Origin of the sequence: Streptomyces koelreuteriae, assembly GCF_018604545.1 — a bacterium.
In the GTDB taxonomy this organism is placed as follows: domain Bacteria; phylum Actinomycetota; class Actinomycetes; order Streptomycetales; family Streptomycetaceae; genus Streptomyces; species Streptomyces koelreuteriae.
This window is the reverse complement of record NZ_CP075896.1, coordinates 6287649-6309850: the sequence shown is the minus strand read 5'-3', so window position 1 is coordinate 6309850 and position 22202 is coordinate 6287649. Positions and strand designations below refer to the sequence as shown.

22 protein-coding genes and 1 riboswitch are annotated in these 22202 nt (G+C 71.6%); of the genes, 12 read left to right on the top strand and 10 right to left on the bottom strand.

The window, feature by feature from the left end; all coding sequences use genetic code 11:
* Positions 1–90 precede the first annotated feature (90 nt).
* The 4 genes from KJK29_RS28415 (at position 91) to KJK29_RS28400 (ending at position 5544) form a co-directional block, all read left to right on the top strand.
* Positions 91–918 (top strand): ATP-binding cassette domain-containing protein, encoded by an 828-nt coding sequence (locus KJK29_RS28415; RefSeq protein ID WP_215122020.1) that lies wholly within the window; start codon positions 91–93, stop codon positions 916–918.
* On the top strand, positions 890–2974 hold the full coding sequence (locus tag KJK29_RS28410; RefSeq protein WP_215122019.1) for a YhgE/Pip family protein: 2085 nt from the start codon (positions 890–892) through the stop codon (positions 2972–2974). Before KJK29_RS28415 ends, KJK29_RS28410 begins: the two co-directional genes overlap by 29 nt.
* 47 nt (positions 2975–3021) lie before the next feature.
* Positions 3022–3651: a TetR/AcrR family transcriptional regulator gene (locus tag KJK29_RS28405; protein ID WP_215122018.1), complete on the top strand. Its 630-nt coding sequence runs from the start codon at positions 3022–3024 to the stop codon at positions 3649–3651.
* A 390-nt stretch (positions 3652–4041) separates the two neighbouring features.
* Entirely contained in the window at positions 4042–5544 is a 1503-nt protein-coding gene (locus tag KJK29_RS28400) for a phytoene desaturase family protein (RefSeq protein WP_215122017.1), read from the top strand.
* Positions 5545–5572: 28 nt separating this feature from the next.
* Here the strand turns inward: KJK29_RS28400 and KJK29_RS28395 are convergent, their stop codons facing one another.
* From KJK29_RS28395 to KJK29_RS28370, 6 genes are all read right to left on the bottom strand, one after another.
* Positions 5573–6520, bottom strand: coding sequence for an SCO2102 family sporulation regulator (locus KJK29_RS28395; RefSeq protein WP_215122016.1), 948 nt, complete (start codon positions 6518–6520; stop codon positions 5573–5575).
* A 56-nt stretch (positions 6521–6576) separates the two neighbouring features.
* Entirely contained in the window at positions 6577–7500 is a 924-nt protein-coding gene (gene metF, locus KJK29_RS28390; protein ID WP_215122015.1) for a methylenetetrahydrofolate reductase [NAD(P)H], read from the bottom strand.
* Positions 7501–7604: 104 nt separating this feature from the next.
* Complete coding sequence (gene thiE / locus KJK29_RS28385; RefSeq protein WP_215122014.1) at positions 7605–8261, bottom strand: thiamine phosphate synthase; 657 nt, start codon at positions 8259–8261, stop codon at positions 7605–7607.
* A gap of 247 nt (positions 8262–8508) precedes the next feature.
* Positions 8509–8874: an Rv2175c family DNA-binding protein gene (locus KJK29_RS28380; RefSeq protein WP_184596507.1), complete on the bottom strand. Its 366-nt coding sequence runs from the start codon at positions 8872–8874 to the stop codon at positions 8509–8511.
* Positions 8875–8952: 78 nt separating this feature from the next.
* The gene (locus tag KJK29_RS28375) at positions 8953–10194 is read right to left on the bottom strand and encodes an NAD(P)/FAD-dependent oxidoreductase (protein WP_215122013.1); all 1242 of its coding nucleotides are present in this window, start codon (positions 10192–10194) and stop codon (positions 8953–8955) included.
* A gap of 32 nt (positions 10195–10226) precedes the next feature.
* Positions 10227–10577 (bottom strand): hypothetical protein, encoded by a 351-nt coding sequence (locus KJK29_RS28370; RefSeq protein ID WP_215122012.1) that lies wholly within the window; start codon positions 10575–10577, stop codon positions 10227–10229.
* Between the two features lie 52 nt (positions 10578–10629).
* A riboswitch (TPP riboswitch) is annotated at positions 10630–10741 on the top strand.
* Between KJK29_RS28370 and thiO the strand changes: the two genes are divergently transcribed.
* The 5 genes from thiO (at position 10739) to KJK29_RS28345 (ending at position 15871) form a co-directional block, all read left to right on the top strand.
* Positions 10739–11908 carry a glycine oxidase ThiO gene (thiO, locus tag KJK29_RS28365; protein ID WP_215122011.1) on the top strand — a complete coding sequence of 390 codons (1170 nt, stop codon included), beginning with the start codon at positions 10739–10741 and terminating at the stop codon, positions 11906–11908. It overlaps the preceding riboswitch by 3 nt.
* A complete protein-coding gene (thiS, locus tag KJK29_RS28360; protein ID WP_215122010.1) occupies positions 11905–12105 on the top strand; it encodes a sulfur carrier protein ThiS in 201 nt (66 codons plus the stop codon). The genes thiO and thiS overlap by 4 nt, the downstream gene beginning before the upstream one ends.
* A 2-nt stretch (positions 12106–12107) precedes the next feature.
* Positions 12108–12905 carry a thiazole synthase gene (locus tag KJK29_RS28355; protein WP_215122009.1) on the top strand — a complete coding sequence of 266 codons (798 nt, stop codon included), beginning with the start codon at positions 12108–12110 and terminating at the stop codon, positions 12903–12905.
* Positions 12906–12998: 93 nt separating this feature from the next.
* The gene (gene pknB, locus KJK29_RS28350; protein ID WP_215122008.1) at positions 12999–14933 is read left to right on the top strand and encodes a Stk1 family PASTA domain-containing Ser/Thr kinase; all 1935 of its coding nucleotides are present in this window, start codon (positions 12999–13001) and stop codon (positions 14931–14933) included.
* Between the two features lie 59 nt (positions 14934–14992).
* The gene (locus KJK29_RS28345) at positions 14993–15871 is read left to right on the top strand and encodes a deoxyribonuclease IV (RefSeq protein ID WP_215122007.1); all 879 of its coding nucleotides are present in this window, start codon (positions 14993–14995) and stop codon (positions 15869–15871) included.
* A gap of 18 nt (positions 15872–15889) precedes the next feature.
* Here KJK29_RS28345 and KJK29_RS28340 read toward each other — a convergent pair whose 3' ends face one another.
* Positions 15890–16540, bottom strand: a complete 651-nt coding sequence (locus tag KJK29_RS28340; protein ID WP_215122006.1) for a sulfite oxidase-like oxidoreductase — start codon at positions 16538–16540, stop codon at positions 15890–15892.
* Positions 16541–16715: 175 nt separating this feature from the next.
* Here KJK29_RS28340 and bfr point away from each other — a divergent pair, with 175 nt between their 5' ends.
* Positions 16716–17192 (top strand): bacterioferritin, encoded by a 477-nt coding sequence (gene bfr / locus KJK29_RS28335; protein WP_215122005.1) that lies wholly within the window; start codon positions 16716–16718, stop codon positions 17190–17192.
* A gap of 7 nt (positions 17193–17199) precedes the next feature.
* Here the strand turns inward: bfr and KJK29_RS28330 are convergent, their stop codons facing one another.
* Positions 17200–17442: a (2Fe-2S)-binding protein gene (locus tag KJK29_RS28330; RefSeq protein WP_251057968.1), complete on the bottom strand. Its 243-nt coding sequence runs from the start codon at positions 17440–17442 to the stop codon at positions 17200–17202.
* Positions 17443–17589: 147 nt separating this feature from the next.
* Entirely contained in the window at positions 17590–18942 is a 1353-nt protein-coding gene (locus KJK29_RS28325; protein WP_215122003.1) for a class II 3-deoxy-7-phosphoheptulonate synthase, read from the bottom strand.
* A gap of 96 nt (positions 18943–19038) precedes the next feature.
* Between KJK29_RS28325 and KJK29_RS39445 the strand changes: the two genes are divergently transcribed.
* Complete coding sequence (locus KJK29_RS39445; RefSeq protein ID WP_082319877.1) at positions 19039–19095, top strand: trp operon leader peptide; 57 nt, start codon at positions 19039–19041, stop codon at positions 19093–19095.
* A 137-nt stretch (positions 19096–19232) separates the two neighbouring features.
* On the top strand, positions 19233–21089 hold the full coding sequence (locus KJK29_RS28315; RefSeq protein ID WP_215122002.1) for an anthranilate synthase family protein: 1857 nt from the start codon (positions 19233–19235) through the stop codon (positions 21087–21089).
* 39 nt (positions 21090–21128) lie between these two features.
* On the opposite strand, the gene KJK29_RS28310 is transcribed toward KJK29_RS28315, so the two are convergent.
* On the bottom strand, positions 21129–22157 hold the full coding sequence (locus tag KJK29_RS28310) for a 6-phosphofructokinase (protein WP_215122001.1): 1029 nt from the start codon (positions 22155–22157) through the stop codon (positions 21129–21131).
* Positions 22158–22202: the final 45 nt, after the last annotated feature.

Genomic DNA, 22202 nt, shown 5'->3' with positions numbered 1-22202 from the left:
GGTATGGCACTGACAATCCGTTCTGACCTGCGGTTTTGCTTCGATCGCAGGTTCGGAGTAGTTTTTGCACTGACCAGTCAGTTCAAATTCATGCACCATCAGGGGAGCCCCGTGGGGGAACAAACGGGAGGGGCGCGGGTCGCCGCCGAGGGCCTTGGGATCAAGGGGCCGCGCGGGTGGGCGTTCCGCGGGATGTCCGTCGACGCAGAGCCGGGATCACTCATCGCGGTCGAGGGCCCGTCCGGCTCCGGCCGTACGTGCCTGCTGCTCGCGCTGACGGGCCGGATGAAGATCACGGAGGGCACGGCGACCATCGGCGACGCCGGCCTTCCCAAGCACATGTCGGCGGTGCGCCGAATCAGCGCCCTGGCCCATGTGCCCGGGGTCACCGACCTCGACCCGGCGCTCACCGTCGGCGAGCACCTGCGCGAACGGGCCCTGCTCCACAGGCGGTTCGGCGACTCCCTGCGCGGGCTGCTGCGGCCCCGCGGCGAGCGGGCGGCCGAGGCGAAGCGGCGCGTCGACGCGGCGCTGACCGCGGCCGGACTGGACCTGGAGGCGCTGCCCAAGGGTCCCCGGACCGCCGTACGCGATCTGGAGCGGCTGGAGGCGCTGCGGCTGTCGGTCGCCCTCGCCCTCGTGGCCCGGCCGCGGCTGCTCGGGGTCGACGACACCGACCTCAAGCTCTCGGACGGCGAGCGGGACGAGGTCTGGGCCCTGCTCACATCCCTCGCCGAGGCCGGGACGACGGTCGTCGCGGTGTGCAGCGAGGCCCCCGAGGGCGCCGTCAAGGTGTCCACCCGGCAGAGCGCCCCTGAGGAAACCCCGCAGGACACCTCTCAGGACACCCCGCAGGACACCCATCAGAGCGAGGACAAGGAGAAGGCCGATGCGCTCGCCGAGACTGGCCGCGCTTGAGCTCCGCCGCTTCGGCCGGGGGAAGCTGCCGCGCGCGGCGCTGGTCGCGCTGCTGGTGCTGCCGTTGCTGTACGGCGCGCTGTACCTGTGGTCGTTCTGGGACCCGTACGGCCGGCTGGACCGCATCCCCGTGGCGCTCGTGAACGACGACAAGGGGGCGACCGCCGACGGGAAGAAGGTCACGGCGGGCGACGACATCACGAAGAAGCTGCGCGACAGCAAGACCTTCGACTGGCGCGAGGTGAGCGCCGCCGAGGCCCGCAGGGGCGTCGAGGACGGCACCTACTACCTGTCGCTCACCATGCCGGGCGACTTCAGCGAGCAGGTCGCCTCCAGCTCCGGCAAGGCCCCGGAGACCGGCGCCCTCCAGGTGCGCACCAACGACGCGAACAACTACATCGTCGGGCAGATCTCCCGGTCGGTGTTCGGCGAGGTGCGCCAGGCCGCGTCCACCAAGACGTCGCGGTCCTTCCTGGACAAGATCTTCGTCTCGTTCTCCGACATCCACGGCGAGACCGTGAAGGCCGCGAAGGGCGCCGACAAGCTCAAGGGCGGCATCGGGAGGGCCGAGAAGGGCTCCAAGGACCTCGCCGACGGCCTCAAGGACGCCAAGGACGGCAGCGGGAAGCTGTCCGCGGGCCTGAAGAAGCTCGACAAGGGCGGGGGCGACATCGCGTACGGCACGAAGGAGGTCGCGGAAGGCACCCAGCGTCTCGCCGACAAGGTCAACACGAACGCCGGCAAGGTGGCCCCCTTCCTGAAGGGCAACGAGAAGTCCATCGGCGACACGGCCCAGTTCGTGGCCGACGCCTCCGGCGCGGTCCGCAAGCACCTGGACGCCCTGGCGGAGCGGGCCCCGGCCGCCGCCAAGGAGGCCCGTACGTCCTCGGACACGCTGAACGGCACCTACGCCAGGCGCTGCGACGACCCCGTGGTGCCCGACGCCGCCTGCGCCGACCTGAAGAAGGCCAAGGACGCGGCCGCCGGCGTGGCCACCCTCGCCGGTGACCTCGACACGCTGATCGCGGACCAGAAGGGCGATCTGACCAAGCTCGACAAGCACCTCGCCACCCTGCAGAAGCAGTCCCAGGCCCTCGCGGACCGCGCGCCGCATCTCTCCGAGGACCTCGCCGACGCCGTCAAGAAGATCAACAAGCTGAACGACGGGGCGGGCGAGGTCGCCAAGGGCGCGAAGAAGCTGCACCAGGGGATCCGCTCGGCCAAGACCGGAGCGACCGACCTGGACAAAGGCGTCGGCGATCTGGAGACCGGCGCGGTCGACCTCAACGGCGGCATCTACAAGCTGGTCGGCGGCTCCGGGAAGCTCGCCGGCGGACTGCACGACGGGGCCGAGCAGATCCCCGACTACGACAAGCAGGACCGCGACCGGCGCACCGAGGTCATGGCCGACCCGGTGCGGCTCGCCTCCCAGGACCTGCACAAGGCGCCCAACTACGGCACCGGCTTCGCCCCGTACTTCATCCCGCTGTCGCTGTGGGTGGGCGCCATGGTGGCGTACATGCTGATCGCGCCGATGAACCGGCGCGCGCTCGCCGCGGGCGCCTCGGCGTGGCGGATCGCGCTGTCCGGCTGGCTGCCGGTGGTGGCGATCGGGGTGCTCCAGACGGTGGCCCTGATGTCGGTGCTGCACTGGGCGGTCGGGCTGGAGATGGCGCGGGCGGCCGGGACGGTGGGCTTCCTGTTCCTGGTGACGGCGTGCTTCGCGGCGATCGTGCAGTGGCTGAACGCGCGCTTCGGGGCGGCGGGCCGGATCCTCGTCCTCGCCGTGCTGATGCTCCAGCTGACCTCGGCGGGCGGCACGTACCCCGTGCAGACCAGCCCCGGCTTCTTCAACGCGCTCCACCCCTTCCTGCCGATGAGCTACGTCGTGGAGGCCCTCAGGAGGCTCATCACGGGCGGCGGTATGGAACCGGTGTGGCACGCGTGCGTGGTGCTGACGGCGTTCACCGCCGGTGCCCTCGCGCTGACCGCCGTGGCGGCCCGGCGCCGCCAGGTGTGGACGCTGGACCGGCTGCACCCGGAGCTGACCCTGTGAGCCCTTCCGTCACGTCTCCCGGAAAGGTTCCTGTGACAATCAGGGCCATGGAAAGCAGCAGTGCAACGTCGGGCGGCAGCACACGCCGCGAGGCCACCCGGCAGAAGCTCTACGAGGCGGCCGTCACGCTCATCGCCGAGCAGGGCTTCTCCGCCACGACCGTGGACGAGATCGCCGAGCGTGCCGGAGTCGCGAAGGGCACGGTCTACTACAACTTCGCGAGCAAGTCCGTACTCTTCGAGGAACTGCTGCGGCACGGAGTGGGCCTCCTCACCGCCTCGCTCAAGGAGGCGGCCGAGCGGACCGCCCGGGAGGGTGGCAGCAAGGTCGACGCGCTGGACGCGATGATCCGCGCGGGTCTGGTCTTCATCGACCGCTATCCGGCCTTCACCCAGCTCTACGTGGCCGAGCTGTGGCGCACCAACCGGACCTGGCAGTCCACGCTGATGGTGGTCAGGCAGCAGGCCGTCGCGGTCGTGGAGGACGTCCTGCGCGAGGGCGTCGCGGGCGGCGAGTTCAGCGAGGAGATCGATGTCCCGCTGACGGCGTCCGCGCTGGTCGGCATGGTCCTGGTGGCCGCGCTCGACTGGAAGTCCTTCCAGGCGGAGCGCTCCCTGGACGATGTGCACGCGGCCCTGTCCCGGCTGCTCCAGGGCAGGGTGAGCGGCTGCCGCTGAGGAGGCGGCCGGCGCACACGTGAAAGCGCCGGTCCGCTGTGGCCGCGTCCCCCGCGGGCCACCTCGAACCGGCGCCTTCCCTGCTCCCCCTTTTTCCTGCTCCCCCGTGCGTCCCCCGCAGGACCCCCGTGCGGTCGTCCCCCGGTTCTCCCCCGTGTCTCGCTCCCGCCGACAGGGCCGGCGGAAGGAGCGGATCGCGGGCCGGCCCCGTTCCGGCGCCCCGTGTCGCCGGTGCCGGAGCCGTGCCCCTTTCCGTGCCTCCACTCTCTCGTTCCCGCCGGGCCCGCCCCATCCGCGCGCGTACTCAACTCCCCGGCTAGGTACGGGTACTCAGCCCTGCGCACACGGCACCAGAAGGCGCTGTCGGTGGGGGCCGATAGAGTCCATGGCATGGCACGGATTGCGGTGATCGGCGCCGGGATGGGCGCGCTGACGGCTGCCGCCCGGCTGGCCGTCGCGGGCCACCGGGTGGCGGTGTACGAGCGGACGGACACATACGGCGGGGCCCTGCGCCGCTTCGAGCGTGACGGGTTCTCCTTCGACACGGGCCCCGGCCTGCTCCCGCTCCCGGCGGTCTACCGCGATCTGTTCCTCAAGACCGGCAAGGAGCCGCTGGAGGCGTGCGTCGACCTGGTCCAGGTCGATCCCTCGTCCCGGCATGTGTTCGCGGACGGCACCTGTGTGTCGCTGCCGAACGCCTCGCGCGCGGGTGTCGTCACCGCCCTGGACGAGGGCCTCGGCCCGGGCGCCGGGCAGCGGTGGGGCGACTTCCTGGTCCGGGCCCGCGAGGCCTGGGACCGCACCCGCCGCCCGCTCCTGGAGGAGCCGCTGTGGCCGAACTGGCAGGTGCTGGCCGAGCGCGAGCCCTACCCCGCGGTGCCCCACAAGCGGCTGGTGCGCACCCGCCGGGCCGGCACCCTCGCCGAGATCGGCGCCTGGGAGCTGCGCGACCCCCGGCTCACCGCCCTGCTGGAGAGCCACGCCCTCGCCCAGGGCCTGGACCCCCGCGCCACCCCGGCGAGCGCGGCCGTACTGCCGTACATGGAGCACGCCTTCGGCGTCTGGTACGTGCGCGGTGGCCTGCGCGAGCTGGCGCGGGCGGTGTACGAGCGGTGCGTGGCCAGAAAGGTCGAGTTCCGCTTCGGCGCCGATGTGACCGGGGTGCTGGAGAAGGACGGGCGGGCATCCGGGGTGGAGCTCGCCGACGGGACGGTCGCCGAGGCGGACTTCGTGATCGCCGGTGTCGCACCCGGCGTGCTGGAGCGGCTGACGGCGGGCACCGCGGTGCGGGGCGACGGGGAGGTGCCGCCGCAGCCCGCCTCGGCCAGTCGGCTCACGCTGCTGCTGGGCCTGCGCGGCGCCCGCCCCGAGGACACGGCACACCGCACGGTGGTGCACACGGCGGACCGGGAGGCCGAGCTGGACGCCCTGTTCGGCACGACTCCGTCGCACGCGCGGCCCACGGTCACGATCCTGCGGCCCGACGACCCGGCACTGGTCCCGGACCGGGACCACGAGGCGGTCACCCTGACGACGGTGGTGCCCGCCCGGCCCGACGAACCCGCCATGTCCTACGACGACCTCGCCGACACCATGATCGGCGTCGCCGAACGGGCCATACCCGACCTGCGCGAGCGTCTCCTCTGGCACGAGGTGCGCACCCCGGCCGACATCGCCGGGGCGACCGGCGCGGAGGGCGGGGCGGTGCCGGTGCAGGCACTGGCGGCGGCCGACGGGCGGCTGCTGCATCCGTCCAACGGCACGCGCGTGCCCGGACTGTTCACCGTCGGCGGCTGGGCGCACCCCGGCGGCGGACTGCCGCACGCGGGCATGTCGGGCGCGCTGGTCGCGGGACTGATCGTGGAGGGGCCGGGGTTCCGGGGCTCCCAGTGAGCCCGCCGCCCCCGGCGGGGTTCAGCCTTCAGAAACGGTACTGCTCGTCGAAGCCGTTGCCCTGCGGCTGCTGCTGCCCGTTGTCCTGGTACGGGTACGGCTGCTCCGGCGGCAGCTCCTGCCCGTACTCGTCGGTGCGCTGCTGCGGGACCCACACACCGCCGGGCGGGGACTCGCCGCCGTAGGTGCCGGCGTACTGGTCCTGGCCGTAGCCCTGCTGCTGGCCGTAGTACTGCTGGTCGCCGTAGCCGGTGTCGTACGAGGTTCCGCCGCCGTAGGTCCCGTTGCCGACGTACGGGTCGGAGTAGGCCGCGTACTGCTGCTGGCCGGTGGTGTCGTAGCCCTGCTGCTGGCCGTAGCCCGAGTAGTCGTAGGCGTAGGACTGGTCGGTGCCCTGGGCCGTGGCGGCGTACTGGTCGTGGGTCGAGCCCTGCTGCGGGTAGCCGGTGTCGCCGTAGACGCCGTAGGAGCCGGTGTCGTCCGGGATGGGCTGCGGCTCGTAGACGGCGGCACCGTCGGCGGCCGTCGACTGGAGGGGACGCGCGGGGGTGAAGACGTCGTCGCGGTCGTAGTCGTCGCCCTGCGCGTAGGAGGCCGCGTCACGGCGGTAGTCGCCGCGCTCGCCGCCCTCGTCGCCCTCCGCCGACTCCAGGCCGGAGACCTCGAGGGTCGGCTCCTGGCGGCCCCGCTCACCGCGGCCGCGCTTGCCGCCGCCCAGGATCGGGGCGTTCATCGCCCAGCCGGCCGCGAAGCCGCTGCGGAACGACAGGGTGACGTAGGTCTGCCCGACCGCGAAGGCGGCCGCGCCCAGTCCGATCACGACGACCGACGGGATCAGGACACCGACGACGACGCCGAGGAAGCCGCCGAAGGCCAGCAGTCGCCAGCGCAGCCGCGCCTTGTACTGCAACAGCACCTCGCCCAGCAGCCACAGCGCGACGACGCCGAACGCGATGTAGAGGACCGCCCAGCCCATGTACGCCCCTCTCCCAGTGGCCGCTACGCAGTGTGTCGTATACCGGTGCGAACGGTCTAGGCCTGCGATGGGTGGTGCAGGCCCAGGTTCTCGTAGATTTCCAGAGTCGCCGTGGAGTTGTTGAGCGTGATGAAGTGCAAGCCGGGCACTCCCTCGGCGAGCAGCCGCGCGCAGAACTCCGTGGCGAATTCGATCCCAATGGAGCGTACAGCGGCCGGATCGTCTTTTGCTGTGAGGATCCGCTCTTTCAGGGCGTCCGGGAAGACGGCGTTGGTGAGGGACGGGATCCGCGCCAGCGACTTCACGCTGGTGATCGGCATGATCTCGGGGATGACCGGGGTGTCGCAGCCGGCGGCCGCGACCCGGTCACGCAGCCGCAGATAGTCCTCCGGCTGGAAGAACATCTGCGTGATCGCGTAGTCCGCGCCCGCGCGGCACTTGTCGACGAAGTGGCGGACGTCGGTGTCCCAGTCGCTGGAGCGGGGGTGCATCGCGGGGAAGGCGGCGACTCCCACGCAGAAGTCACCGGAGGCCTTGATCAGCTCGACGAGCTCGGCGGCGTAGGCGAGGCCGCGGGGGTGCGGCACCCAGTCGCCCATCGGGTCGCCGGGCGGGTCGCCGCGCAGGGCGAGCATGTTGCGGATCCCGGCGTCGGCGTACTGGCCGATGATGTTGCGCAGGTCGGCGACGGAGTGGTCGACGGCGGTGAGGTGCGCGATCGGGGTGAGGGTGGTGTCGGAGGCGATCGCCTCGGTCGCCTTGACCGTGCCCGCGCGGGTGGAACCGCCCGCGCCGTAGGTCACGGAGACGAAGTCGGGCGCCACCGCCTCGACCCGGCGGAGCGCGTTCCACAGGTTCCGCTCGCCCTTCGGGGTCTTGGGCGCGTAGAACTCGAACGAGTACGTCGTCTTTCCTGTCGCGAGCATGTCGCGGACGGTGCGGGCGTGGTCCGACCTGATGGATGCGGTGCCGAGGGCCATACCGGCAGGTTAGCCAGGGGCGGTCGGTCCCCCAACCGGGCATCGATATTTGACCGATTTGTGTACTTGTTGTCCACCCCTTGGACAACCGGCCCACCGGCGTACTACTTCTCCCGCAGCCGCTTGGCGAACTCGGCCGCCGCCGCGCCGGGGTCGTCGGCCTCGGTGATCGCCCGTACGACGACGACCCGCCGGGCGCCCGCTTCCAGGATCTGGTCGAGGTTGCCGAGGTCGATGCCGCCAATGGCGAACCAGGGGCGGTCGGTGCCGAGGGCGGCGGTGTACCGGACGAGGTCCAGGCCGGGGGCGTGGCGGCCGGGCTTGGTGGGGGTGGGCCAGCACGGGCCGGTGCAGAAGTAGTCCACGCCGTCCTGTGCGGCGGCAGCGGCGGCCTCGGACTCGGCGTGCGTGGAGCGGCCGATCAGGACGTCCTCGCCGAGGATCGCGCGGGCAGCGGGGACCGGGAGGTCGCCCTGGCCGAGGTGCAGCACGTCGGAGGCGGCGGCGTGGGCGATGTCGGCGCGGTCGTTCACCGCGAGGAGCTTGCCGTGCCGGGCGCAGGCGTCGGCGAAGACGGCCAGATGCTCCAGCTCCTCGCCCGCCTCCATGCCCTTGTCCCGCAACTGCACGATGTCGACCCCGCCGGCCAGCGCGGCGTCGAGGAACTCGACGAGATCGCCCTGCCGCTTACGGGCGTCGGTGCAGAGGTAGACCCGGGCGTCGGCGAGCCGAGCCCGTGCGGTGGTGGCGGTGTCGGGCATGCGTGTCCCCCTGGGTGTCGGTGTCGGTGGCGTTCGGGGCGCGACCGGGGCGCCGGAGCGCCCCGTGCCGGTGCCGGCAGGGCGGCGAGGCCACGCCGCCGATGGCAGGCGGGCGGCGGCCCACGCCCCGAACGGGCGCGAGCCGCCCCGGGGCCGTGGCCCCGGGGGCCGCGGCCCGCGCTCCGGGCAGTGGTTCAGGTCCGGCCCCGCTCGCACGGCACCGGACGGCGTTTCGGTCCAGGCCGGGTCAGACCGCCAGCGCCTGGGCGCGGCGCTTCACCTCCGTGCCGCGATTCTCACTCAGGGCCTGCGCCGGGGTGCCGGGCAGGCTCGGGTCGGGGGTGAAGAGCCACTCCAGCATCTCCTCGTCCGTGAAGCCGTCGTCCCGCAGGAGCGTCAAGGTCCCGGACAGGCCCTTGACGACCTTGTCCCCGTCGATGAAGGCGGCGGGGACGTGCAGCGCGCGGTTCTCACCTCGGCGTACGGCGATGAGCTGGCCGTCCTTGACCAGCTGCCGCACACGCGTCACCTCGACATCGAACTGTTCGGCGATGTCGGGGAGGGTGAGCCAGGCGGGGACGAGAGCATCGATCTTTGCGTCAATCTCGGTCACGGAAACCAGCCTGCCATCCCCCACTGACAGTCGGAAGTCAGCCCGGCCCGCCCGGACCGGCCACGGGCTCCCCGAAAGCTACGCCGTCGCCGCCTTCAGTGGCCTGGCCGGGTCCTCCAGCAGCACCGGATTCATGGCGGCGCCGGACTCGATCAGGCGCCGCCCCTGCGCCAGGTCCCGGGGACGGCCCACCGCCAGCAGCGCCACCAGCCGGTCACCGCGGAGCCAGCACACCGTCCAGGCCGGCCCGGTCGGGTCGCCCCGCCACAGGGTCGTGTCGGCGCCCGCGTGATGCCCGGCGTACTGCACGAAACGCCCGAACTGCTCGGACCAGAAGTACGGCACCGGGTCGTACACCGCCGGTGCCTCCCCCGAGGCCAGGCCGACGATGTTCAGGGCCACCGTGCGCGGCCCCTGGAGGGCGTTGTCCCAGTGGTGCACCAGCAGGCGCTCGCCGTACCGGCCCGAGGGGAAGGAGGCGCAGTCGCCGACGGCGTACACGTCCGGCGCCGAGGTCCGCAGGTGCTGGTCGGAGATGATCTCGCCCTGGGGACCGAGCTCCACTCCGGAACCGGCCAGCCACGCCGTCGCGGGGCGGGCGCCGATGCCGACCACGACCGCGCCCGCGGGCAGCCGTGTGCCGTCGTCGAGGAGCACCGTCCCGGGCTCGACGCGCTCCACGCGCGCGTGGGTGCGCAGGACCGCACCCGCGTCGGCGTACCAGCCGGCCATCGGGGCGGCGACCTCGGCGGGCAGTGCCCCGGCGAGCGGCCGCTCGGCGGCCTCCACGACGGTCACCGCGCAACCGGCCTCGCGCGCGGCCGTGGCGAACTCGGCGCCGATCCAGCCGGCGCCGACGACCACGATGTCGTGCTTGCGGGCCAGCACGGGCCGCAGCCGCTCGGCGTCGTCGAGGGTGCGCAGCAGATGCACGCCCGGCACGCCCTCCGCGCCGGGCAGCCGGACCGGTTCGGCGCCGGTCGCGACGACGAGGGCGTCGTAGGGCACGGGCCCGTCCTCGGTGTCCAGCTCATGGTCGCCGGGGCGCAGGCCCAGCACCTCGCAGCCGAGTCGCAGTTCGATGCCGAGGGCCTCGAAGTCGAGGTCGAAGGCGGAGCCCTCGGCCTTGCCGAGCAGGACGGCCTTGGACAACGGGGGCCGGTCGTAGGGCTGATGGGGCTCGGCGCCGATGAGGGTCACGGTGCCGGTGAAGCCCTGCTCCCGCAAGGCGACCGCGGTCTGCACACCGGCCATGCCCGCACCCGCCACGACCACGCGCCGCGGCGCGGACGGACCTGGTTCCTGCGTCTGCTCGCTCACCTGATCACCATAGACACCTGACGTTTTGTCAGTCAGTGCTCATGCGCAGTGACCTGCTCCACAACGCTCGTCCCGCTGCCCTGCTGGGACTCCCACTCCCACGTCTCCTCCAGCCGCACCCGCCCGTCGGGCAGTTCCACGACCGTCGACACACAGTGCCCCGAGGACGTGGTTCCGTCCTGCTTGAGTTGTACGTAGCGGAAGTCCAGCCGGTCATCTTCCCGGGTACCCACGAGATGGCCGCGTACGACGTCGCCGCCCGTGTACTCGGCCCAGATCTCGCCGTCCTTCTCGTGGTACGTGAACCGGGTGCGGGTCCCCACCTGGCCCGGCGCCTGGTCGGCGACCGGGGCGAGGAGAAGACCGTCGAGGGATCGGGCCATGGACGGAGGCTCCCTTACTGCGACATACGGCATCGGGCTAGGGTGGCCAACGTAGAGCACTCGCGGGAGCCCGGACGCACCGGGCTGAGAGGGAGGCTGGCGGCCTCCGACCGTACGAACCTGATCCGGGTCATGCCGGCGAAGGGAGGGGCTGGACGCCCATGTCGCGTACGCGAACCTCAGACGTCCTCGTCATCGGGGGCGGCATCATCGGCCTGGTCACCGCGTGGCGGGCCGCACAACGCGGGCTCGCCACGGCCGTGGTGGACCCCGAGCCGGGCGGCGGGGCCGCGCAGGTGGCGGCCGGCATGCTGGCCGCCGTCACGGAGCTGCACTACGGCGAGCAGACCCTGCTCGGTCTGAACCTCGCCTCCGCCCGGCGCTACCCGGACTTCGCGGCGGAGCTCACCGACCTCACGGGCCACGACCTCGGCTACCGCCGCTGCGGCACCCTCGCCGTGGCCCTGGACGCCGACGACCGGGCCCATCTGCGTGAACTGCACGCCCTGCAGCAGCAGTCCGGCCTGGACTCGCAGTGGCTGTCGGGGCGCGAGTGCCGTCGCCTGGAGCCGATGCTCGCGCCCGGCGTGCGCGGCGGGCTGCGGGTCGACGGCGACCACCAGATCGACCCGCGGCGGCTGTCCGCGGCGCTGGTGACGGCGTGCGAGCGGGCGGGTGTGGTCTTCCACCGGGCATGGGCGGAGCGGCTCACCGTCGTACGGGAGCGGGCCGCGGGCGTCGTCACGGCCGACGGGACCGCGCTGGACGCCGGGCAGGTGGTGCTGGCCGGGGGCAGCCTCAGCGGACGGCTCGCGGGCGTCCTCGAGGACGTGCTGCCTCCCGTGCGGCCGGTGAAGGGGCAGGTCGTACGGCTGACCATGCCGGGGCGGCACGGGCCGTTCCTCAGCCGGACCGTGCGCGCGGTGGTGCGCGGCAGCCATGTCTACCTGGTGCCGCGCGAGAGCGGCGAGCTGGTCATCGGGGCGACCAGCGAGGAGACGGGCTGGGACACCACCGTGACCGCGGGCGGCGTGTACGAGCTGCTGCGCGACGCGCACGAGCTGGTCCCCGGCATCACCGAGCTGCCGTTCACCGAGACCCGGGCCGGACTGCGGCCCGGCTCCCCCGACAACGCGCCGCTGCTCGGCCCGACCGGCCTGGAGGGACTGCTGCTGGCCACGGGGCACTATCGCAACGGTGTCCTGCTCACCCCGGTGACCGGCGACGCCATGGCGCACGCCCTGACGACGGGCGAACTGCCCGAAGAAGCACGCCCCTTCACCCCGAAGCGCTTCAGTACCGCCACCGCACTCACGGAGCAGCCCGTATGAACATCTCCGTCAACGGGGAGCCCCGGGACGTCCGGCCCGGCACGGCTCTCGACACCGTCGTGAGGTCGCTCACCACCTCGCCCTCCGGAGTGGCAGCCGCCCTCAACGAAACCGTCGTCCCGCGCACCCGGTGGCCCTCCACGGCCCTCGCCGAGGGTGACCGCGTGGAAGTCCTCACCGCCGTCCAAGGAGGCTGACCATGGCCGACGATCCGTTTGTCCTCGGTGGTACGTCCTTCACGTCCCGCCTGATCATGGGTACGGGCGGGGCGCCCAGCCTCGATGTGCTGGAGCGTTCGCTGGTGGCGTCCGGGACGGAGCTGACGACGGTCGCGATGCGCCGGGTGAACCCCTCGGTGCACGGTTCCGTGCTGTCCGTCCTGGACCGGCTCGGCATCCGGGTGCTGCCCAACACGGCGGGCTGTTTCACCGCCGGAGAGGCCGTCCTCACGGCCCGTCTCGCGCGCGAGGCCCTCGGCACCGACCTGGTCAAGCTGGAGGTCATCGCCGACGAGCGGACGCTGCTGCCGGACCCGATCGAGACGCTGGAGGCGGCCGAGACGCTGGTCGACGACGGGTTCACGGTGCTGCCGTACACCAATGACGACCCCGTGCTGGCGCGGAAGCTGGAGGACGCCGGCTGCGCGGCGATCATGCCGCTCGGCTCGCCGATCGGCTCCGGTCTCGGCATCCGCAACCCGCACAACTTCCAGCTGATCACCGAGCACGCGCGCGTGCCGGTGATCCTGGACGCCGGGGCGGGTACGGCGTCGGACGCGGCGCTGGCGATGGAGCTGGGCTGCGCGGGTGTGATGCTCGCCTCGGCGGTGACACGGGCGCAGGAGCCGGTCCTGATGGCCGACGCGATGCGGCATGCCGTGGAGGCGGGGCGGCTGGCGTACCGGGCCGGGCGCATTCCGCGGCGGCATTTCGCGGAGGCGTCGTCACCGACGGAGGGAAGGGCCGCGCTGGATCCGGAGCGCCCCGCTTTCCAGTAGGCGCCGACCTACACGTCACAGGTCAGTCGCAGTACCGGGCCCGAGAGCGGACGGGGCGGCGGGCTGTCGGTCGTGGCTCGTACACTCGCCTGCGTGGACACGACCCTTCAGGACCCCTTGGTCGGGCAGGTGCTCGACGGCCGGTATCGCATCGACGCGCGCATCGCCGTCGGCGGGATGGCGACGGTCTACCGGGCTGTGGACACCCGGCTGGACCGCGTTCTCGCGCTCAAGGTGATGCACCCCTCGCTCGCGGTGGACGGCTCGTTCGTCGAGCGGTTCATCCGCGAGGCGAAGTCCGTCGCCCGACTGGCCCATCCGAATGTGGTGCAGGTCTTCGACCAGGGCACCGACGGCAGCTACGTCTATCTCGCCATGGAGTACGTCGCGGGCTGCACCCTGCGGGACGTCCTGCGCGAGCGCGGGGCCCTGCAGCCGCGCGCCGCCCTGGACATCCTGGAGCCGGTGCTGGCCGCGCTGGGCGCCGCCCACCGCGCCGGATTCGTGCACCGGGACATGAAGCCCGAGAACGTCCTCATAGGGGACGACGGCCGGGTGAAGGTCGCCGACTTCGGACTCGTCCGAGCCGTGGACACGGTGACGAACACCACAGGCACCGTGCTCGGCACGGTCGCGTACCTCGCGCCCGAGCAGATAGAGAACGGCACCGCGGACCCCCGTGTCGACGTGTACGCGTGCGGCGTGATGCTGTACGAGATGCTGACCGGCGACAAGCCGCACGACGCGGACTCCCCGGCCGTGATCCTCTACAAGCACCTGCACGAGGACGTCCCGCCGCCGTCGGCCGCCGTACCCGGTCTGGCCTACGAGCTGGACGAGATGGTGGCCTCGGCGACCGCCCGCACCCCCGACATCCGCCCGCACGACGCGGTGGCGCTGCTCGCGCGGGTCCGCGACGGGCGCGCCGGGCTGAGCGCGGAGCAGCTCGACGTGGTGCCGCCGCAGGCGCTCAGCGCGGAGCACGACGGCGCCGACGACCGTACGAGCGTGATCCCGCGCGCCCTGACCACGCTGCGCCCGCTGCCGGTCAACGAGGACGACGAGACCTCCGAGGCGGCGCTCAACCGCACCAGCCGTTTCGAGTCCCCGCCGCCCCCGCCGTCCCGGCGCCGCCCGGGGTCCCGGCGCGGCCCGCTGGCGATCGTCGTCGCCGTGCTGCTGGTGCTGGGCCTCGGCGGCGGCATCTGGTACATCAACTCGGGCCAGTTCACCGAGGTCCCCCCGCTGCTGGCGAAGACCCAGAGCCAGGCCGAGAGCCGGCTGCAGGACGCCGGGCTGGATCTCGGCAAGGTCGAGCACGCCTACAGCGACACCGTGGAGCGGGGCCAGATCATCAGCACCGACCCGAAGCCCGGGGCGCGCATCCGCGGCAACGACGCGGTGAGCATCACCGTCTCCGACGGCCCCGAGACCGTGCGGGTGCCCGCCCTGGAGGGCCAGAAGCTGGTCGAGGCGCGGGCCCAGCTGAAGGAGGACGGTCTTGAGCCGGGCATGGTCACCCGGGAGTTCAGCGAGGACGTGCCGAGGGGCTCGGTGATCTCCGCGCGGCCCGCCGACGGCACCAAGGTGCGCTCGGGCACGGCCGTCGCCCTGGTCGTCAGCAAGGGCAGCCCCATCGACATCCCCGACGTCACCGGCGCGGACGAGGCCGACGCCCGGGCTCAGCTCCAGGAGGCCGGGCTCAAGGTGAAGATCGCCACCGAGCGGGTCAACTCCTCCGAGTTCGACAAGGGCCAGGTCGCCGAGCAGACCCCGAACGCCGGCGGCCGTGCGGCCGAGGGCGACACGGTGACGCTGACGCTGTCCAAGGGCCCCGAGATGATCGAGGTCCCGGACGTGGTCGGCCAGAGCGTCGACGACGCCACGCGGGCGCTGGAGGGCGCCGGGTTCCAGGTCGACGAGGACCGCGGTCTGCTCGGCCTGTTCGGCGACGAGGTCAAGGGCCAGTCCGTCGAGGGCGGCGAGACCGCGCCCAAGGGTTCGACGATCACCATCAAGATCAGGTGACGGGCACGGGCCGGGAGCCCGTGGACGGAGCGGGGCCGGCAGCGTGACACCCTGAACGGGTGAACAATCAGCTGTCCGGCCCCTCCCGCAACCCGGTGGGCGGCCATGTCCCCGTGGCCGGTGGGCTGCACTCCGTCGGTCTGTCGTACGCCCGTGATCTGAGGGCGGAGACCGTCCAGGTCTTCGTCGCCAACCCGCGCGGCTGGGCCACACCGGCCGGGAATCCCAAGCAGGACGAGGCGTTCCGTGCGGCCTGCGAGGCCGAGTCGATCCCGGCGTACGTGCACGCCCCCTACCTGATCAACTTCGGTTCGCACACCGAGGCGACCGTGGAGAAGTCGGTGGAGTCGCTGCGGCACTCGCTGCGCCGCGGGCGGGAGATCGGGGCGCTGGGCGTGGTCGTGCACACCGGCAGCGCGACCGGCGGCCGGGAGCGGTCCGTGGCGCTGAAGCAGGTGCGGGAGCGTCTGCTGCCGCTGCTGGACGAGCTGACCCACGACGACGACCCGTATCTGCTGCTGGAGTCGACCGCCGGCCAGGGCGCCTCACTGTGCTCGCGGACCTGGGACTTCGGCCCGTACTTCGAGGCGCTGGACGCCCACCCGAAGCTCGGCGTGTGCCTGGACACCTGCCACATCTTCGCCGCCGGGCACGATCTGACCGGCCCGAGCGGGATGCACCAGACGCTGGACCTGCTGGTGGACACGGTCGGCGAGGGCCGGCTGAAGCTGATCCACGCCAACGACTCCAAGGACGTGGTGGGCGCCCACAAGGACCGGCACGAGAACATCGGCGTCGGCCACATCGGCGAGGACCCCTTCCGGGCCCTGATGACGCACCCCGCGACCGAGGGCGTGCCGCTGATCATCGAGACGCCGGGCGGCAAGGAGGGGCACGCGGCGGACGTGGAGCGGCTGAAGAAGCTGCGCGACTGCTGACGGCCTGACGGCCTCGGATCAGAGGTCGGGGCCGTCCCCGGGCTCCTCCTGGTACGAGTAGCGCTGCTCCTGCCACGGGTCGCCGACGTTGTGGTAGCCGCGCTCCTCCCAGAAACCGCGCCGGTCTGCGGTCATGTACTCCACGCCGCGCACCCACTTGGGGCCCTTCCAGGCGTAGAGGTGGGGCACGATCAGGCGCAGCGGGAAGCCGTGCTCGGCGGTGAGGAGTTCGCCGTCCTTGTGGGTGGCGAACAGGGCCTGCTCGGAGGCGAAGTCGGACAGCCGCAGGTTGGAGCTGAAGCCGTACTCGGCCCACACCATCACATGGGTGACGTCGTCCGCGGGCGGAGCGATGTCGAGGATGGTGCGCGCGGGGACGCCTCCCCATTCGGCGCCCAGCATGCTGAACTTCGTGACGCAATGCAGATCGGCCACGACAGTGGTGTACGGCAGGGCCGTGAACTCCTCGTGGGTCCAGCAGTGCTTGCCGCCGCCGGCGGTGGCGCCGAAGACCCTGAACTCCCAGCGCTCGGGCCGGAACTTGGGGACGGGCCCGTAGTGCGTGACCGGCCAGCCGCGCTGCAATCGCTGTCCCGGCGGAAGCCCGGGCTGCGTCGCTCCCGCCGAATCGCGCCCTTCTCCCGATTCGCGTCCCACCGGCTGACCCATGGGTCCATCCTGACAGACCTGGGGTGATGCCCTTGACCCGGGCCATCTCAAAACGGGGCATTACGAACTAAGCATGCCCTAACTTACTAAGTGAAGACTTACTGGACGATCTTCTTCCGCGGTGGAATCATGCGGCGCAACCTGCCAGTTCTTACGCGTGGAAGGAGCCTCTGCGATGCAGGGCGACCCCGAGGTCCTCGAATTCCTGAACGAGCAGTTGACCGGCGAGCTGACGGCGATCAACCAGTACTGGCTGCACTACCGGATCCAGGACAACAAAGGCTGGACCAAGCTCGCCAAGTACACGCGTGAAGAGTCCATCGATGAGATGAAGCACGCGGACAAGATCACCGAGCGCATCCTCATGCTGGACGGTCTGCCCAACTACCAGCGGCTCTTCCATGTCCGGGTCGGGCAGACGGTGACCGAGATGTTCCAGGCCGACCGACAGGTCGAGGTCGAGGCGATCGACCGCCTCAAGCGGGGCATCGAGGTGATGCGCACCAAGGGCGACATCACGTCCGCGAACCTCTTCGAGTCGATCCTCGAGGACGAGGAGCACCACATCGACTATCTGGACACGCAGCTGGAGCTCATCGAGAAGCTCGGTGAGGCGCTGTACCTCGCGCAGCAGATCGAGCAGCCGAGCTAGGACCCGCCTAGGCGGCGTCCTCCAGATCCGACAGGTCCGAGAGAACCGGTTCGCCCCGGTCGGCCATGTCCCGGCGAGGGCACGCGCCCCTGCCGAGGAGCGCCTGGATACGGCGTACGCACGACCCGCAGTCGGTGCCCGCCTTGCAGGCGGAGGCTATCTGGCGGGGGGTGCAGGCGCCGCTGTCCGCGTGCTGCTTGACCTGCTGCTCGGTGATCCCGAAGCAACTGCAGATGTACACGCGGCTCACCTCCCGGCGGGGTTTCGTTCCTGGTGCCGTCCCGTTGATCGGTGAGGCTAACCTAACCTTACCCGCCGGGCCGGAGCCACAAAAGTGGAGAGGGGCGCGGATCCTGTGATCCGCGCCCCAGTCCATGCCCGGTAACAGGCGAGCCCGCTACTGGTCCCTGTACATCTCGGCCACGAGGAACGCCAGGTCGAGCGACTGGCTGCGGTTGAGCCGCGGGTCGCAGGCCGTCTCGTAGCGCTGGTGCAGATCGTCGACGAAGATCTCGTCGCCGCCGCCCACGCACTCGGTGACGTCGTCGCCGGTCAGCTCCACGTGGATGCCGCCCGGGTGGGTGCCGAGGGCCTTGTGGACCTCGAAGAAGCCCTTGACCTCGTCGAGCACGTCGTCGAAGCGGCGGGTCTTGTGTCCGGAGGCCGCCTCGAAGGTGTTGCCGTGCATCGGGTCGGTCACCCAGGCCACGGTGGCGCCCGAGGCGGTGACCTTCTCCACCAGCTCGGGGAGCTTGTCCCGGACCTTGTCGGCGCCCATGCGGACGATGAAGGTCAGCCGGCCCGGCTCACGCTCCGGGTCGAGGCTCTCGATGTACTGCAGCGCGTCCTCGGCCGTGGTCGTCGGGCCCAGCTTGATGCCGATCGGGTTGCGGATCTTCGAGGCGAACTCGACATGCGCGTGGTCCAGCTGCCGGGTGCGCTCGCCGATCCACACCATGTGCCCGGAGACGTCGTACAGCTGCCCGGTGCGCGAGTCGACCCGGGTCAGGGCGGACTCGTAGTCGAGCAGCAGCGCCTCGTGCGAGGAGTAGAACTCGACGGTCTTGAACTCCTCCGGGTCGGCCCCGCAGGCGTGCATGAAGTTCAGTGCCTGGTCGATCTCGCGGGCCAGCTGCTCGTAGCGCTGTCCCGAGGGGGACGACTTCACGAAGTCCTGGTTCCAGGCGTGCACCTGGCGCAGGTCGGCGTAGCCGCCGGTGGTGAAGGCGCGCACCAGGTTCAGCGTGGAGGCCGACGCGTGGTACATCCGCTTCAGGCGCTCGGGGTCCGGGATGCGGGCGGCCTCGTTGAACTCGAAGCCGTTGACCGAGTCGCCGCGGTAGGTCGGCAGGGTCACGCCGTCGCGGGTCTCGGTGCCCTTGGAGCGCGGCTTGGAGTACTGGCCGGCGATCCGGCCGACCTTCACCACGGGCACGGACGCGGCGTACGTCAGCACGGCGCCCATCTGGAGCAGCGTCTTCAGCTTGTTGCGGATGTGGTCCGCGGACACCGCGTCGAAGGCCTCGGCGCAGTCGCCGCCCTGAAGGAGGAACGCCTCTCCCTTGGCGACGGCCGCCATCCGGGCGCGCAGCTGATCGCACTCGCCCGCGAAGACGAGCGGCGGATACGACTCGAGGTCCGCAACGACTGCGCGCAGAGCCTCGGTGTCGGGGTACTCGGGCTGCTGCGCCGCGGGCAGGTCTCGCCAGGTGTTGCCAGCACTCGCGCTGGTCTTAGCGTTCACGGTCACGACCTCAACATTACGGGGTCGTGTCGGGCGTCCTGACCCATGCCCAGCAATTGAGACACGGCGTACGCTCCTCGGACATGGGGTAGGGTGCGCTGCATGTTCGCGCATTCGATCCAGACCTGGTGGTGGACCGCTCATCCGGCGGCCCACTGACTGCGCGTACGACTGACTTCGCGAAGGCCGCCCGAGGGGCGGCCTTCGGCGTTTCCGGGGTCCGTTCCTCACCGACATCGATCCGCATCGATTACCGACGTCGATCGGCATCGATCGACATCAACGGAAGAGGAACCATGGACCTGGCACAGCTCCTTCACGATCCGCGCCCCTTCGCGCTGCTGCGCCGCCGCACCCCGGGCCAGGACCATGATCAGGTCGAGGTCCTGATCGGCCCGGTCGCCACCTGCGACCGGCTCGCCGACCTCCCCGACGAGGGCCTCGCGCTCGTCCCCTTCCGGCAGATCCGTGAGCGCGGCTTCGACGTCCGCGACGACGGCACGCCCCTGGCGGTGCTGACGCCCGAGGAGTCCTGCGAGATCCCGCTGGCCGAGGCCCTGGACCAGCTCCCGGGGCATGACGTGCGGGTCGAGGGCGGCGGCTTCGACGTCGGCGACGAGGAGTACGCGGAGATCGTCGGGCGGGTGCTGCGGGAGGAGATCGGGCGCGGCGAGGGCGCGAACTTCGTGATCAGGCGCACATACGAGGGGGAGATCCCCGGGTTCGGGCGGGCCGACGCGCTGGCTCTGTTCCGGCGGCTGCTGGAGGGCGAGCGGGGCGCGTACTGGACGTTCGTCGTGCACACCGGGGACCGGACGCTGGTCGGGGCGAGCCCGGAGGTGCATGTCCGGATGTCCGGCGGCACGGTCGTCATGAACCCGATCAGCGGCACCTACCGCTACCCCGCCGAGGGGCCGACCCCCGAGCATCTGCTCGGCTTCCTCGCCGACGGCAAGGAGATCGAGGAGCTGTCGATGGTCGTCGACGAGGAGCTCAAGATGATGTGCACCGTCGGCGACATGGGCGGCGTCGTGGTCGGACCCCGGCTGAAGGAGATGGCGCACCTCGCGCACACCGAGTACGAGCTGCGCGGGAAGTCCTCGCTGGATGTGCGGGAGGTGCTGAAGGAGACGATGTTCGCGGCGACCGTCACCGGCTCGCCGGTGCAGAACGCCTGCCGGGTGATCGAGCGGCACGAGACCGGAGGACGGGGCTACTACGCCGGGGCGCTGGCCCTCATCGGGCGGGACTCCGGCGGGGCGCAGACCCTGGACTCCCCCATCCTCATCCGTACCGCCGACATCGACGCGGACGGCGGTCTGCGGGTGCCGGTGGGCGCCACGCTCGTGCGCGGGTCGGACCCCGAGGGCGAGGTCGCGGAGACCCATGCGAAGGCGGCGGGCGTGCTGGCGGCCCTGGGTGTACGGCCGGGCAGGCCGCGTGCGGAGTCCGTGCGGCCGAAGCTGGCCGAGGATCCACGCGTGCGTGCCGCGCTCGACGGGCGCCGGGCGTCGCTGGCGCCGTTCTGGCTGCGGATGCAGGAGCGCTCCGAGGGGCTCGCCGGGCACGCCCTGGTCGTCGACGGCGAGGACACCTTCACGGCGATGCTCGCGCACCTGCTGCGGTCGAACGGCCTGGAGGTGACCGTCCGGCGCTACGACGAGGCGGGGCTGCGGGAGGCGGTGCTCGCGCACGAGGGGCCGGTCGTGCTCGGCCCCGGCCCGGGTGACCCCGCCGATCTCACCGGCCCCAAGATGCGGATCCTGCGCGGCCTCACCGCCGAGGTCATCCGCGGCCATGCGCACGGGGTCCTCGGCGTCTGCCTCGGGCACGAGCTGATCGCGGCCGAGCTGGGGCTGGAGATCGTACGGAAGGACGTGCCGTACCAGGGCGCGCAGACGGAGATCGAGCTGTTCGGGCGGCGCGAGACCGTCGGCTTCTACAACAGCTTCGTGGCGCGCTGCGACGAGGAGGCCCACCAGGAGCTGGCCGCGCACGGCGTCGAGGTCAGCCGGGCCGCGAACGGCGAGGTGCACGCGATGCGCGGGCCCGGGTTCGCCGGGGTGCAGTTCCATCCGGAGTCGATCCTGACGCTGAACGGCGCGGCGGTCGTACGGGAGCTGGTGGGGCAGTTGCGCAACACGACCGTGTAGCCGTCCGGGGGCCGGCGCCCCCGGACGTCCGTGTCCCGGTCAGCCGAAGAAGACGCCGACCTCCTCGTACAGCGTGGGGTCCACCGTCTTCAGGCGGGCCGTCGCGTCGGCGATCGGGACCCGGACGATGTCCGTGCCGCGCAGGGCGACCATCGTGCCGAAGTCGCCGTCGCGGACGCAGTCGATGGCGTGCAGGCCGAAGCGGGTGGCGAGCCAGCGGTCGAAGGCGCTGGGGGTGCCGCCGCGCTGGACATGGCCCAGGACGGTGGTGCGGGCCTCCTTGCCCGTGCGCTTCTCGATCTGCTTGGCCAGCCACTCGCCGACGCCGGAGAGGCGGACGTGCCCGAAGGAGTCCAGCGACTGGTCCTTGAGAACCATGTCGCCGTCCTTCGGCATCGCCCCCTCGGCGATGACGACGATCGGCGCGTACGACGCCTTGAAGCGGGACGTCACCCAGGCGCAGACCTGCTCGACGTCGAAGCGCTGCTCGGGGATGAGGATGACGTTCGCCCCGCCGGCCAGGCCCGAGTGGAGGGCGATCCACCCGGCGTGCCGGCCCATCACCTCGACGACCAGGACCCGCATATGGGACTCGGCGGTGGTGTGCAGCCGGTCGATCGCCTCGGTCGCGATGCCGACCGCGGTGTCGAAGCCGAAGGTGTAGTCGGTGGCGGACAGGTCGTTGTCGATGGTCTTCGGGACGCCGACACAGGGCACGCCGTGGTCGTCGGACAGCCGGGCGGCCACGCCCAGGGTGTCCTCGCCGCCGATGGCGATGAGCGCCTCGACCTCCAGCGCGGCGAGGTTGTCCTTGATACGGCGGATGCCGTTCTCCTCCTTCAGCGGGTTGGTCCGCGAGGAGCCGAGGACGGTGCCGCCGCGGGGCAGGATGCCGCGCACGGCGGGGATGTCGAGCCGGACGGTGTCGCCTTCCAGGGGTCCTCGCCAGCCGTCCCGGAAGCCGGTGAAGTCGTAGCCGTACTCCTGCACGCCCTTGCGGACGATCGCCCGGATGACGGCGTTGAGGCCGGGGCAGTCGCCGCCTCCGGTCAGTACTCCGACGCGCATGGAACAGTCCCTTCGCCGCAGGTGCCTGACGAAGGGTCAGTGTGA